Here is a 13243-nt window from a genome sequence, read left to right as displayed (position 1 = left end):
GTCAGCCTCCCGCGCCCTGCTGGCTGGTGATCGAGGGCTGCCCCTCGGCCGGCTGCGGCACGCCGATCACCTTGCCGTCGGGCAGCCGGATGTAGGCCGGCTCGCCGGCCTCCACCAGACCGAGCCGGCGTGCGTTGGCCTCCAGGTTGCCCGGGGCCGCCGCGTCGGCGATCTGCTTGTTCAGCTGCTGCTGCTCCACGTCGAGCTTGGCCTGCTGCTCCTGGAGCTTCTCCAGCCGGAAGGCGTTCTCGTTGATCTTCGTGTTGATCAGCAGGATGCCGAGCACGCCGCCGACCACCAGCACCAGCACCAGCGCGGCGAAGGGCGCCCTCGGCACCTTCACGGGCGGCGGCGGCGCCACCCGCAGCCGGGGCGGACGCGCGGTCTCGACGCTCTCCCGCTCCAGCGGCCGCAGCGCGGCGCTGCCCTGGGTCGGGAACTCGCGCGCCCCCCGGGCGCGAGTCTCCCCCTGCCGGCTCGCGCGGTCGACCCGCGGCGCGCCGGTCCCGATGCGCGTGGCCCGCTCCGCCGCGGTCCGGCCCCCCGACCGCGGTGTGCGCTGCCCGCCGCCGGTGACGTCCCGGCGGTCGCGCTTGTCAATCGTCATGTCCCTCCCCCTCTTCGTCCGTCCCTGTCCCGTCCCCCGGGGTTCGTCGGATCCGCCTCGGATCCTCCGGACCCCGCCCCTGGTTGGTGCATCGCCTTCACCCGCCGGCGGTACCGTTCGCGGTCGGTACGCCCCTGCTGCGCCGCGTCCGGGTCGAGTCGTTCCGCGGCCCGCAACCGCACCGAGGCGGCCCGCGGGTTCGCGGCGACCTCCACCTCCCCGGGCAGTTCGGCGCCCCGGCTGAGCAGCCGGAACGTCGGACCTGACCCGGGCAGTTCGACCGGGAGGTCGACCGGGCCCTTGCTGCGGACCCGGTCGTTGAGCGCCGCCTTGGTGAGCCGGTCCTCCAGCGAGTGGTAGGACAGGACCACCATGCGGCCGCCCACGTTGAGCTTGTCGAGCGCGGCTGGCAGCGCCGTCTCCAGCGCTGCCAGCTCCTTGTTTACCTCGATCCGTAAAGCCTGAAACGTTCTCTTGGCCGGGTGTCCTCCGGTTCGTCGGGCGGGTGCCGGAATGGACTCCCTGACCAGTTCCGCCAGCCGCGCCGACGAGGTGATCCGGGCCCGCTCGCGCTCACGGAGGATCGCCGAGGCGATCCGGCCCGCGAACTTCTCCTCGCCGTAGACCCGCAGCACGCGGGCCAGGTCCGGATGGGCGTACGTGTTGACCACCTCCTCGGCGGTCACCCCCCGGGTCTGGTCCATCCGCATGTCCAGCGGGGCGTCCTGCGCGTAGGCGAACCCGCGGTCGGGTGCGTCGAGTTGCAGGCTGGAGACGCCCAGGTCGAACAGGATCCCGTCGATGCCCGGGTAGCCCAGCCGGCCGAGCACCTCCGGCAGTTCGTCGTAGACGGCGTGCTCAAGGTGGACGCGGTCGGCGAAACGGGCCAACCGGACGCGTGCGTGGGCCAGCGCCTCGGTGTCCCGGTCCAGACCGATGAGCACCGTCTCCGGGTGCGCGTCGAGAACCGCCTCGGCGTGCCCGGCCAGCCCCAGCGTCGCGTCGACGTGGACCGTCCGCCCGCCCCGGCCCAGCGCGGGGGCCAGCAACTCGAGACACCGCTCGAGCAGCACCGGCACGTGCGTGCCGCGTAGCTCCCCCATGTCGACCCCCACTGGTGTGAAACCCTCGTCTATTCACGCGTCCGTCGTCGGACGACGCCGTGCCGTCGTACCGCCAGATCCCCATCCGCTCCCGCCCGTCGGAGGCCGCGGCCCTCCGATCGGATCGTGCGCCTGGCACCGGGGAAGGGGTGCCAGGAACTCGAAAGCGGGTGGAGATCTCGCAGTACGTCGGGCGCCGCCACGCCCTACAGACCGCCGGGCAGCACCCCCTCCTCGATGTCGGCGAAGTCGTCTTCGCTCTCCGCGAGGTAGGCCTCCCAGGCCGCCTTGTCCCAGATCTCCACCCGGGTGCTCGCGCCGATCACGACCAGATCCCGGTCGAGGGTGGCGTAGGCCCGCAGGTGGGCCGGGATCGTCACCCGGCCCTGCTTGTCGGGCACCTCGTCGTGCGCGCTGGCGAAGAAGACCCGGCTGTAGGCCCGGGCCGCCTTGTTCGTCATCGGCTGCGCGCGCAACTGCTCCGCGATCCGCTGGAACTCGGGCATCGGGAAGGCGTAGAGGCAGCGGTCCTGCCCTTTGGTGATCACGACACCCCCCGCCAACTCGTCCCGGAACTTCGCCGGGAGGATCAACCGGCCCTTGTCGTCCAGGCGTGGGGTGTGGGTGCCGAGAAACATCGGCCCAACCCCCTCGCCCTCGAGCGGCGTTCGCGGCGCCGCTGACCCCCCGGGCCGGTGGGCCCTCCCGGCCTCACCATCGGGCCCCACTCTACTCCACTTCCCTCCACCCGCAACCAGATTCGCCCGCGTGGCGCGGCGTTTCGGAGCGCATAACAGCACGTCAACGGGGGTGGGGCGGAGTGGAGGGCCGCGCGGCCCCCCAGGGCCGGTCCGCTTTCCGACATAGATCCACTCCGTCCGGCCGAGCACGATCCGACCACCCCGCCGCGGCACCCCGGCCGAACGGTTCGCCGTCGGCGGCGATCTGGCGGGGTGGCCGGTCCGGTAACCTCGCTCGGGTGACGGACGCGAAGATGCCCCTGCGGGCAAAGGTGGCCAGCTCGGTGTCGCGGACCGCCGCGGCGCTTTCGCGGGCCGCGGGGCGCGGTGACGGCTCGGTGATCGGTGGCTGGATCGGCCTGAAGATCGACCCGGACCTGCTGGCCCACCTGTCGGCCGGGCGCGCCATCGCCCTGATCTCCGGCACCAACGGCAAGACCACCACCACCCGGCTCACCGCGGCGGCGGTCGGGGTGCTCGGCCGCGTCGCCACCAACTCGTTCGGCGCCAACATGCCGACCGGGCACACCTCGGCGCTCGCCAAGGCCGGCAGCACGCCGTACGCGGTGCTGGAGGTGGACGAGCACTATCTCGCCCAGGTGCTCGACGCCACCGAGCCGCACGTGGTGGCGCTGCTCAACCTCTCCCGCGACCAGCTCGACCGGGCCAAGGAGGTCGCCATGATGGCGCAGCTCTGGCGCGCGGCGCTGGTCCGGCACACCGACGTCCGCATCGTCGCCAACGCCGACGACCCGATGGTGGTGTGGGCCGCGACCCCGCCGCCCAACCACGACCACCGCATCGCCCCGCCGCACGTCACCTGGTTCAGCGCCGGGCAACGCTGGCACGACGACTCGTGGGTCTGCCCCGAGTGCGGCTCCACCATCCAACGCTCCGGCGAACAGTGGTGGTGCAGCGGCTGCCCGCTGCGCCGGCCGGAGCCGCAGTGGACGGTCGAGGACGACGGCGTGGTCGACCCGACCGGTGCCTGGCACAAGGTCAAGCTCCAGCTCCCCGGCAAGGTCAACGTCGGCAACGCCGCGACCGCGCTGGCCGTCGCCGCCGAGTTCGGCGTCCGGCCCGTGGACGCGGTGCTGCAGCTCGGCACCGTCAGCTCCGTCGCGGGCCGCTACGCCCAGGTCGACCGGGACGGGCGCAACATCCGGCTGCTGCTGGCGAAGAACCCGGCCAGCTGGCTGGAGGCCTTCGACATGGCCGACGTCGCCCCGACACTGCTCTCCATCAACGCCCGCGACCCTGACGGGCTGGACACCTCGTGGCTCTTCGACGTCGACTTCGCCCCGCTACGGGGCCGGCAGGTGCTGATCACCGGCGACCGCGCGTACGACCTCGCGGTGCGGCTGGAGGTCAACGACGTGCCCTTCCAGCACGTGCGGACGTTCGACGACGCCGTCCGGTCGGTGCCCCCGGGGCGCCTGGAGGTCATCGCGAACTACACCGCGTTCCAGGACATCCGAGCGGAGTTGGACCGTGTCAACTGAGAGCCTGCGCATCGTCTGGATCTACCCCGACCTGCTCTCCACCTACGGCGACCGCGGCAACGCGCTGATCCTCGCCCGCCGGGCACGCCAGCGTGGCTTCCCGGTCGAGGTGCTGGAGGTGCGCTCCGACCAGCGCCTGCCGTCCACCGCCGACATCTACCTCATCGGTGGCGGCGAGGACGGCCCGCAGGCGCTCGGCGCGCAGCGGCTGCTCGCCGACGGCGGCCTGCACCGGGCCGTCGCCCAGGGCTCGGTCGTGTTCGGTGTCTGCGCCGGCTACCAACTCCTCGGCAGGTCCTTCTTCGCCAAGGGCACCCTCTGCGCCGGGCTGGAACTGCTCGACTTCTCCTCCGACCGGGGGCCGACCCGCGCCGTCGGCGAGCTGGCCGGCGAGGTCGACCCGCGGCTGGGCGTACCGGCGCTGACCGGGTTCGAGAACCACGGTGGGCGCACCCACCTCGGCCCGGGGGTCTCCCCACTGGCCCGGGTCACCGCCGGGGTCGGCAACGACGGCGCCACCGAGGGGGCGTGGCGGGGCAACCTGCTCGGCACGTACTCGCACGGCCCGGCCCTGGCCCGCAATCCCGCCCTGGCGGACCTGCTGCTGCGCTGGGCCACCGGCGTGCACCAGCTTCCGCCGCTGGACGACACCTGGTCGGACCGGCTGCGCGCCGAGCGCCGCGCCGCGGTGGCCGCCGCCACCCGGGCATGATCCCGGCCGTCCGGCGGCTGCTGCGGCAACCGTCGGCCGTCCGGTTCGCCCTGCTGCTGCTCCTGCTCGCCATCTTCGGGGCGGCGCTGCTCGTGGTGCCGCTACCCGAGGCGGGGGAGTTGCCCGGGCTCGCCGACCGGCTGGGCGGATTCGCCCCGGTGGCGGCGATCGTGGGCGGGGCGCTGCTGCTGGTCGCGCTGGTCCCCCGCACCTTCATCACGCTCGCCTCGGGGGCGCTGTTCGGCGCGCTGGAGGGTGCCGCGTACGCGCTGGGCGCCGCGCTGCTCGCGGCGGCGCTGGGCTTCGCGGTCGGCCGCCTCCTCGGGCGGGAGTTCGTCGCCGACCGGGTGCGCGGCCGGTTGGCCCGGCTGGACGGCTGGTTCGCCCGGCAGAGCGTCCTCGGCGTGATCACCGTACGGCTGCTGCCGATCGCCGGCTTCGGGCTGGTCAGCTACGGCTACGGCACCACCGGCGCCCGCGTCCTGCCGTTCCTCGCCGGCAGCGTGATCGCCTCCGCACCCACCGCGTTCGGCTACGCGGCGGTCGGCGCGGCCGTCACCTCCCCGGGCGACGTCAACTGGTTCGGCGCCGCCCCGGCCGCGCTCGGGCTCGTCGCCAGCGTGGTGCTGATCCACCGCTGGTGGCGGGCCGAGCGGCAGCGCCGGCTCGGGCCGAGCTGAGGCCGACGGTGCGCGGCGGGTCGCCCCGCGCTGTGCCGCCTCCGCGCCGCGCCCACCCGCGCTGTCTGTAGATCTTGGGACGAAAGTGCCCCTCCAGGGGCCATTTCTTGCCAAGATCGGACGCGGGGCGGGTGGCCGCACGGCGGCGGGCGGGGTCGCGTGCTCACCCGGCCGGGGAGACCAGCCCCGCCTCGTAGGCAGCGATGACGAGGTGCACCCGGTCACGGGCGCCCAGCTTGCTGAACAGCCGGGCCACGTGCGCCTTGGCGGTGGCCGCGCTGATCACCAACTCGGCGGCGATCTCGCCGTTGGACAGGCCCCGGCCGACGAGCGTCAGCACCTCGCGTTCCCGCTCGGTGACGCCGTCGAGGGCCCGGGTCGGGGCGGCGGGGGTCGGCCGGCGGGCGAACTCGGCGATGAGCCGGCGGGTGACCCCGGGTGCGATCAGCGCGTCCCCGGCGGCGACCACCCGGACCGCGTTGAGGATGTCGTCCAGCGCCATGTCCTTGACCAGGAAGCCGCTCGCGCCGGCGCGCAGCGCGGCGTGCACGTGTTCGTCGTCGTCGAAGGTGGTGAGCACGAGGACGCGGGTGACGCCGCCGTGCGCGGTGATCGCGCGGGTGGCCTGGATGCCGTCCATGCCGGGCATCCGCAGGTCCATCAGCACCACGTCCGGCACGACCTCGCGGACCAGCCGCACCGCCTCGGCACCCGTGCCCGCCTCGCCGACGACGTCGATGTCGGGGGCGTCGGCGATGAGCACCCGCAGGCCGGCGCGGACCAGTGGCTGGTCGTCGACGAGCAGCACCCGGACGCTCACCGCTCCCCCGTCCCGGTCCGTGACCCGGCCGGCTCCACCGCCGCCGGCGACACCGGTGGTGCCACCGTCGCCGTCGCCGTCGGCACCGGCAGCCACGCCGCCACCCGGAAGCCGCCCTCCGGGCGCGGCCCGGCGTGGAACCGGCCGCCGGTCAGGGCGACGCGTTCCCGCATGCCGACGATGCCGTGCCCCTCGCCGCCGACCGCGCCGCCCCGGCCGTCGTCGACGACCTCCACGGCGACCTCGTCGGGGCCGTGCGTGACGGTGACCCGGCACCGGTCGCTGCCCGCGTGTCGCACCACATTGGTGAGCGCCTCCTGCACGATCCGGAACGCGGCGAGGTCGACCTCGGCCGGGACGGGCCGCCGTTCGCCGACGCGCCGCAGGTCCACCCGCACCCCCGCGTCGGCGGCAGCCGCGACCAGTCGGTCGAGATCGTCCAGCCCGGGCGTCGGGTCCAGCGACTCCGACTGCGGGCGGCGCAGCGCGCCGAGCGTACGCCGCAGGCCGGCCAGGGTGTCGCGGCTGGTCGCCTCGATGGTGGCAAGCGCGGCGCGGGCCTGGGCCGGTTGGGTGTCGATGACCCGGGCGCCCACGCCGGCCTGGATGGCGATCACCCCGATGCTGTGCGCGACCATGTCGTGCAGCTCCCGGGCGATGCGCAGCCGCTCGGCGGTGACCGCCTCGGCGGCGGTGTGCGCCCGGACGGCTGCGGCGTAGCCGCGCCGGGCCTGGACCGAGTTGCCGACCGTCCACGCGGTGACGACCGCCAGCACGGCGAGCGTGGCCCGGTTGATGGGGTCGCTGGCGGGGTTCACGAAGCCGGCGGTGATCTGCACGACGAGCACCGCGACGGCCACCGGCACCGAGACGCGGCGCGACCTCCTCGCCGCGATCAGCCCCACCACCAGGTCGATGGCCAGGAACTGCGCGTACCAGATGTCGGTCAGGTAGCCGCCTTCCGGAACGTTGACGGCGGCGGTGATCACGCACGCCGCGACGACCATCAGGGCCAGGGCGAGCACCGGGCGGCGGCGCAGCAGGCCGGCGGGCAGCACCACGGCCAGCAGCGGCACCAGGTAGCGCTCGGAAATCCACCAGTCGCCGAACCCCACGCCGCCCCGGCTCGACGCGACGGCCGGGGCGAGCAGCACGGTGACGGGCAGCAGCGCGACGCCGACCCAGGGCAGGACCGCTCGCGCCAGCGACGCGGCGCGGCGTGGCAGCGGCACGGTGGCGTCCATGCGCACACCGTAGACAGCCGGTCGCCGCCCGCGCATCGGCCCACGGGCGTACGCCCCGGGGCGGGTCACCGGCCGCCGGGTGTGGCCGCCGGGGCGACGCCCCGCCGCCCCCCGCCCGGCAGCGTGGGTGGAGTGATCGAACTCAACGCCCTGACGAGACGGTACGGCCGCACGACGGCCGTCGACGACCTCACCCTGACCGTGCGCCCCGGCCACGTGACCGGGTTCCTCGGCCCCAACGGGGCCGGCAAGTCCACCACGCTGCGGATGATCATCGGACTCACCGCGCCGACCAGCGGCACCGTCACGGTGGACGGGGTCCGCTTCGCCGACCGGCCACGCGGGCTGCGCCACGCCGGCGCGTTGCTCGACGCCGGGGACGTGCACGGCGGGCGCAGCGCCGTCGCGCACCTGTCGGCCCTGGCCCGCAGCAACGGCATCGCGCGCGCCCGGGTCGACGAGGTGCTGCGGGAGGTGGGGCTGTCGGCCGTCGCCCGGCGGCGCATCGGCGGCTTCTCGCTCGGCATGCGGCAACGGCTCGGGATCGCCGCCGCGCTGCTCGGGGACCCGCCCGTACTTCTCTTCGACGAGCCGTTCAACGGCCTCGACCCAGAGGGGGTGCGGTGGGTACGGGACCTGTTCCGGCGGCTGGCTGCCGAGGGGCGCACGGTCTTCGTCTCCAGCCACCTGATGAGCGAGATGCAGAACTGTGTCGACCGGCTCGTGGTGATTGGCCGGGGCCGGCTGATCGCCGAGCAGAGCCTCGCCGAGTTCGCCGCCGGGAGCACCCGGGCCGCCGTGACCGTCCGTACGCCCGACCGGGCGACGCTGTCCGCCGTACTCACGGCCGAGGGCGCGCACGTCCGACCGGACGACGCCGGGGCGCTCGTCGTGACCGGCCTGACGGCCGCGCGGATCGGCGACCTCGCGCTCGCCCACGGCGTCGGGCTGCACGAACTGACCACCCGTACCGCCTCGCTGGAGGAGGCCTTCATGGCACTCACCGCCGACAGCGTCGAGTATCTCGCCGGGAAGGGGACCCGATGACCGCCGTGACCCAGCCGACCCGCCGACCGACCGTGACCGGGGCGCCGGCCCGGTTCCGCGACCTGCTGGCCGCCGAGTGGATCAAACTCTGGTCGCTGCGCTCGACCCGCTGGACGCTGCCGCTGGTCTTCCTGTTCGTGGTCGGGGTCAGCGTCAACGCCAGCCTCGCCGACCACCGGAACTGGCCGGGATACCCGCAGGGGCGCCGGGAGATGTTCCACCTGTACGGGCCGGTGCGCGATGCCTTCCCCGAGGTCGGCTATCTGGTGCTGATCCTCGTCTCGGCCACCATCGGCGCCCTGACGATCGTCGGCGAGCACCAGAGCGGGCTGATCCGGGCCACGTTCGCCGCCGTCCCGGCCCGCCGCGCGGTGGTCGCGGCGAAGGCCGCCGTACTGGCCGGGGTCATGCTCGTGTTCGGCACGGTCACCGCGGCGACCTCGTTCTGGGTGTCCCAGGCGATCCTCGCCGACCGGGGCGCCGGCTGGTCGATCGGCGAGCCGGGCGTGCTGCGCGCCGTCGCGGCGAGCGCCGTGCTGGTGCCCGTGTGCGCGCTGGTCGGGATGGGTCTGGGCGCGCTCACCCGACACGCCGCCGGGGCCGTGGCCGCGGCCACGTCGGTGCTTGTGCTGGTGCCGATGACGGTGGACAGCGACGAGCACCGGTGGATCGCCGAGGCGTACAACGCCCTGCCCCTCACCGCCTGGCTACGACTGATCGAGGTGCATCCCGACGTCGTCAACCGGGACCCGTACCCGGCCACCGTCACCGGGTCCTGGCTCACCCTGGCCGCCTGGTCCGCGGCCGCGACCCTCGCCGCCGTCACCCTGACCCACCGCCGCGACCCGTAACCGCCCGCCCCACCGACTCCCGGTGCGGTGCGATCCGGTGCGGTCCGGATCGACCGGGTGTAAGGAAGGGCCCCCTCCTATACAAGATGCGATAGGAGGGGGCCCTTCCTTACACCTCAGTCCGTACACCTGGGTCAGGCGACGACGGAGACCATGCGGTCCTTGATCACGATGACCTTGCGGGGTTCCTTGCCGGCCAGCGGGCCGGCCACCGCCTCCAGGGCCGCCGCGCGGACGGTCTCCTCGGACGCGTCGGCGGGGACCTCGACCCGGCCGCGCACCTTGCCGTTGATCTGCACCGGGTACGTCACCGTCTCCGCCACCAGCAGCGCCGGGTCGGCGGTCGGGAAGTCCGCGTACGTCAGGGAGGTGTCGTGCCCCAGCCGGCGCCACAGTTCCTCGGCGACGTGCGGGGCGAACGGCGCCAGCATCAGCACCAGCGGTTCGGCCACCTCGCGCGGGGTCTCCGCCAGCCGGGTCAGCCCGTTGGTCAGCTCGATCAGCTTGGCGATCGCGGTGTTGAACCGGATCGCCTCCATGTCGCCGCGGACCCCGTCGACCACCTTGTGCAGCAGCCGCCGGGTCGCGTCGTCGGCGGGCGCGTCGGTGACCCGCAGCGCGCCGGTCTGCTCGTCGACGACCGCCCGCCAGACCCGCTGCAGGAACCGGTACGACCCGACCACCGCCCGGGTCTCCCACGGGCGGGACACCTCCAGCGGGCCCATCGACATCTCGTAGACGCGGAACGTGTCCGCCCCGTACGCGGCGCACATCTCGTCCGGCGTGACCACGTTCCTCAGGGACTTGCCCATCTTGCCGTACTCGCGGTTGACCTGGGTGTCGCCCAGGTAGAAGCCACCGTCGCGCTCGGTGACCTCCTCGGCCGGCACGTAGGCGCCCCGGGCGTCGGTGTACGCGTACGCCTGGATGTAGCCCTGGTTGAACAGCTTGCGGAACGGTTCGAACGACGACACGTGGCCCAGGTCGTACAGCACCTTGTGCCAGAACCGCGCGTACAGCAGGTGCAGCACGGCGTGTTCGGCACCACCGACGTACAGGTCGGTGCCACCGCAGTCACCCTCGCCGCGCGGCCCCATCCAGTACGCCTCGTTCTCCGCGTCGACGAAGCGCTGCGAGTTCGTCGGGTCCAGGTAGCGCAGCTCGTACCAGCAGGAGCCGGCCCACTGCGGCATCACGTTGGTCTCGCGGGTGTAGCGCTTCGGGCCGTCGCCCAGGTCCAGCTCCACCTCGACCCAGTCGCGCCGGCGCGACAGCGGCGTCTCCGGGTCGCTGTCGGCGTCCTGCGGGTCGAACGTGCGCGGCGAGAAGTCGTCCACCTCGGGCAGCTCGACCGGCAGCATCTCCTCTGGCAGCGCGATGGCGGCCCCGGTCTCGTCGTACACGATGGGGAACGGCTCGCCCCAGTAGCGCTGCCGGCTGAACAGCCAGTCGCGCAGCCGGTAGGTCACCGCGCCGGTGCCGTGCCCGTTGGCCTCCAGCCACCCGATGATCCGGGCCTTGGCCTCGGCCACCCCCAGGCCGTCCAGGTCCAGGCCGCGCTCGGGCGCGGCGCTGTTGATCGCCGGGCCGTCCCCGGTGTACGCCTTGCCGGCGAAGCCCTCCGCCGGCTGCACGGTACGCACGATCGGCAGCTCGAAGACCTCGGCGAACGCCCAGTCCCGCTCGTCCTGGCCGGGCACCGCCATGATCGCGCCGGTGCCGTAGCCGGCCAGCACGTAGTCGGCGATGAAGACCGGGACCCGCCCCCCGGTGACCGGGTTGGTGGCGTACGCCCCGACGAAGACGCCGGTCTTCTCCTTCGTGTCGGCCTGCCGCTCGACGTCGGTCTTGGCCGCCGCCGCCTTGCGGTACGCCTCCACGGCCGCGCGCGGGTCGGCGTGCCCGCCGGTCCAGGCGTCCTTCGTCCCCTCGGGCCAGGCGGCCGGCGCCAGCGCGTCGACCAGCTCGTGCTCGGGGGCCAGCACCATGTAGGTGGCGCCGAAGATCGTGTCCGGCCGGGTGGTGAAAACAGTGAGGCGGGCTTCGCCCGCAGGACCGGAATCACTGGTCGAGGTGGGGAAGAAGATGTGCGCGCCGGTGGAGCGACCGATCCAGTTGCGCTGCATCAGCTTGATCGGCTCGGGCCAGTCCAGGGTGTCCAGGTCGTCCAGCAGCCGGTCGCCGTACGCGGTGATCCGCATCATCCACTGCTTCAGGTTGCGCTTGAAGACCGGGAAGTTGCCCCGCTCGGAACGGCCGTCGGCGGTGACCTCCTCGTTGGCCAGCACCGTGCCCAGCCCCGGGCACCAGTTGACCGGCGCCTGCGAGACGTACGCCAGCCGGTGGCCGTCGACGACGGCCCGGCGCTCGGTGACGGACAGTTCCGCCCACGCCCGCCCGTCGGGGGTCGGCCGATTGCCGCCCTCGAACTCGGCGATCAGCTCGGCGATCGGGCGGGCCCGCTTCGCCCCCGTGTCGTACCAGGAGTTGTAGACCTGCAGGAAGATCCACTGCGTCCAGCGGTAGAAGTCGGTGTCGATGGTGGCCACCGAGCGGCGCTCGTCGTGGGCCAGGCCCAGCCGGCGCAGTTGCGCCTTGTAGCGCTCGATGTTGGCCACGGTCGTGGTCCGGGGGTGGGTGCCGGTCTGCACCGCGTACTGCTCGGCGGGCAGGCCGAACGCGTCGAAGCCCATCGCGTGCAGCACGTTGCGCCCCGCCATCCGCTGGTAGCGGGCGAAGCAGTCGGTGCCGATGTAGCCCAGGGGGTGCCCGACGTGCAGTCCCGCGCCCGACGGGTACGGGAACATGTCCAGGACGTACAGCTTCTCCGCCCCGGCGCGGGGGTGACCGGGGTCGGCCAGCGGGCCGGTCGGGTTCGGGGCGTGGAACGTCCCCTCCCGCGCCCAGACGTCCTGCCAGCGCTGCTCGATCTCCTCGGCCAGAGCGGCCGTGTACCGGAAGGGTGGCACGTCACTGGCCGGTGCGGCTGCCTCACTCATGGCGTCTCTCCTCGATCCGCTGTTCGTCGTACCGCGGGATGCGGGTCGGTCTCGTCCGGCAGGCACAAAAAAGCCCCTCGCGCAGGAGGGGCGGCCGTGCTGTCGCGGATCAGCGCGTCAACACGGCTCGGTAAGAAGCAGACCGGCCACGGACATGACCCGCAGTCTACCGCCGGGTCGATGGCGACGGCGAGACGGTTACCCACCCGCGGGTCCGCCACCCACGGGTCCGCCCGACCGGTCGCCTCCGGCGTCGGAGGGCGACCCACCGTCCGAGGACGACCGGACGTCGGTGTCGGTGTCGGTGTCGGCGTCGGCGTCGGCGTCGGCGTCGGTGTCGGCGTCGGCGTCGGCGTCGGCGTCGGCGTCGGCGAGGTCGTCGTAGCGGGTCAGCGCGGCCAACGGGCTGCCCGCCCGGTAGGACGCCACGGCCAGCGCGTAGCCGCCCACGGGCGCGCTGATGAGTTGCAGGCCGACCGCCACGGCCACCACCACCGCGCTGCGCGCGTCGAACACCAGCACCAGCACCCCCGCCAGCACGCACACCATGCCCAGGCTCGCCGCCTTGGCCACCGCGTTCATCCGGTTGTAGACATCCGGCAACCGGAGCAGGCCAAGGGCACTGACCGCGATCAGCCCGGTGCCCACGAGCAGCGGAATCGCCGCCAGCACGGTGCGCATCAGCGCGACCGCCGGTGCACCAGGCGGGCCAGGGCGACCGTGGCCAGGAAGGCCACCAGGGTGCCGGTCAGCACCAGGTCCAGCAGGGCCGGGAAGTCCAGCCGGGCGGCCAGCACGGCCACCGCGGCCAGGACGACGAAGAAGCCCAGGTCGAGGGCAGCCGCCCGGTCCGCGTCCGTCGGGCCGACGGCCAGCCGCCAGATCACCGGCAGCGCCGACAGCGCGAGCACGACGAGCACCACGTCGAGCAGGAACAC

At 73.7% G+C, this 13243-nt stretch carries 11 protein-coding genes and 2 pseudogenes; 5 read left to right on the top strand and 8 right to left on the bottom strand.

The genetic code is table 11. From position 1 onward, the window contains the following. Position 1: 1 nt before the first annotated feature. The 3 genes and pseudogenes from KBX06_RS07510 to mraZ form a co-directional block, all read right to left on the bottom strand. Positions 2 to 607 (bottom strand): hypothetical protein, encoded by a 606-nt coding sequence (locus KBX06_RS07510; protein WP_210833488.1) that lies wholly within the window; start codon positions 605 to 607, stop codon positions 2 to 4. Further along, positions 597 to 1710 (bottom strand): annotated as a pseudogene (gene rsmH, locus KBX06_RS07505) (16S rRNA (cytosine(1402)-N(4))-methyltransferase RsmH). The gene KBX06_RS07510 and the pseudogene rsmH overlap by 11 nt, the downstream one beginning before the upstream one ends. A 206-nt stretch (positions 1711 to 1916) precedes the next feature. Next, entirely contained in the window at positions 1917 to 2348 is a 432-nt protein-coding gene (mraZ, locus tag KBX06_RS07500) for a division/cell wall cluster transcriptional repressor MraZ (protein ID WP_210833487.1), read from the bottom strand. Positions 2349 to 2704: 356 nt separating this feature from the next. Here mraZ and KBX06_RS07495 point away from each other — a divergent pair, with 356 nt between their 5' ends. From KBX06_RS07495 to KBX06_RS07485, 3 genes are read left to right on the top strand one after another with little or no spacing between them, the layout of a single operon-like run. Beyond that, a complete protein-coding gene (locus tag KBX06_RS07495) occupies positions 2705 to 3952 on the top strand; it encodes a Mur ligase family protein (protein WP_210833578.1) in 1248 nt (415 codons plus the stop codon). Beyond that, positions 3942 to 4664: a type 1 glutamine amidotransferase gene (locus KBX06_RS07490; protein ID WP_210833486.1), complete on the top strand. Its 723-nt coding sequence runs from the start codon at positions 3942 to 3944 to the stop codon at positions 4662 to 4664. The genes KBX06_RS07495 and KBX06_RS07490 overlap by 11 nt, the downstream gene beginning before the upstream one ends. Next, complete coding sequence (locus tag KBX06_RS07485; RefSeq protein ID WP_374225593.1) at positions 4604 to 5344, top strand: TVP38/TMEM64 family protein; 741 nt, start codon at positions 4604 to 4606, stop codon at positions 5342 to 5344. The genes KBX06_RS07490 and KBX06_RS07485 overlap by 61 nt, the downstream gene beginning before the upstream one ends. 163 nt (positions 5345 to 5507) lie before the next feature. Here KBX06_RS07485 and KBX06_RS07480 read toward each other — a convergent pair whose 3' ends face one another. Together KBX06_RS07480 and KBX06_RS07475 are read right to left on the bottom strand one after the other, a co-directional pair. After that, positions 5508 to 6164, bottom strand: a complete 657-nt coding sequence (locus KBX06_RS07480) for a response regulator transcription factor (RefSeq protein WP_210833484.1) — start codon at positions 6162 to 6164, stop codon at positions 5508 to 5510. Beyond that, on the bottom strand, positions 6161 to 7408 hold the full coding sequence (locus KBX06_RS07475; RefSeq protein ID WP_210833483.1) for a sensor histidine kinase: 1248 nt from the start codon (positions 7406 to 7408) through the stop codon (positions 6161 to 6163). Before KBX06_RS07475 ends, KBX06_RS07480 begins: the two co-directional genes overlap by 4 nt. A gap of 132 nt (positions 7409 to 7540) precedes the next feature. On the opposite strand from KBX06_RS07475, the gene KBX06_RS07470 reads away from it, so the two are divergent. Both KBX06_RS07470 and KBX06_RS07465 read left to right on the top strand, forming a co-directional pair. After that, the gene (locus KBX06_RS07470) at positions 7541 to 8455 is read left to right on the top strand and encodes an ABC transporter ATP-binding protein (RefSeq protein ID WP_374225587.1); all 915 of its coding nucleotides are present in this window, start codon (positions 7541 to 7543) and stop codon (positions 8453 to 8455) included. Continuing rightward, positions 8452 to 9306, top strand: coding sequence for a hypothetical protein (locus KBX06_RS07465; RefSeq protein ID WP_210833481.1), 855 nt, complete (start codon positions 8452 to 8454; stop codon positions 9304 to 9306). Before KBX06_RS07470 ends, KBX06_RS07465 begins: the two co-directional genes overlap by 4 nt. A 134-nt stretch (positions 9307 to 9440) precedes the next feature. On the opposite strand, the gene leuS is transcribed toward KBX06_RS07465, so the two are convergent. The 3 genes and pseudogenes from leuS to KBX06_RS07450 all read right to left on the bottom strand — a co-directional run bounded on the left by leuS (position 9441) and on the right by KBX06_RS07450 (position 13243). Then, the gene (gene leuS, locus KBX06_RS07460; protein WP_210833480.1) at positions 9441 to 12305 is read right to left on the bottom strand and encodes a leucine--tRNA ligase; all 2865 of its coding nucleotides are present in this window, start codon (positions 12303 to 12305) and stop codon (positions 9441 to 9443) included. Positions 12306 to 12677: 372 nt separating this feature from the next. Next, positions 12678 to 12989: pseudogene (locus tag KBX06_RS27645) on the bottom strand (cation:proton antiporter); the annotation flags it as partial. Continuing rightward, positions 12986 to 13243: a monovalent cation/H+ antiporter complex subunit F gene (locus tag KBX06_RS07450; RefSeq protein ID WP_210833479.1), complete on the bottom strand. Its 258-nt coding sequence runs from the start codon at positions 13241 to 13243 to the stop codon at positions 12986 to 12988. The gene KBX06_RS07450 and the pseudogene KBX06_RS27645, both read right to left, overlap by 4 nt.

Source organism: Micromonospora sp. C31 (assembly GCF_018070575.1).
Classification (GTDB): Bacteria; Actinomycetota; Actinomycetes; order Mycobacteriales; family Micromonosporaceae; genus Micromonospora.
The sequence above is the reverse complement of the archived record's forward strand: the minus strand, read 5'-3'. Positions and strand labels throughout refer to the sequence as shown.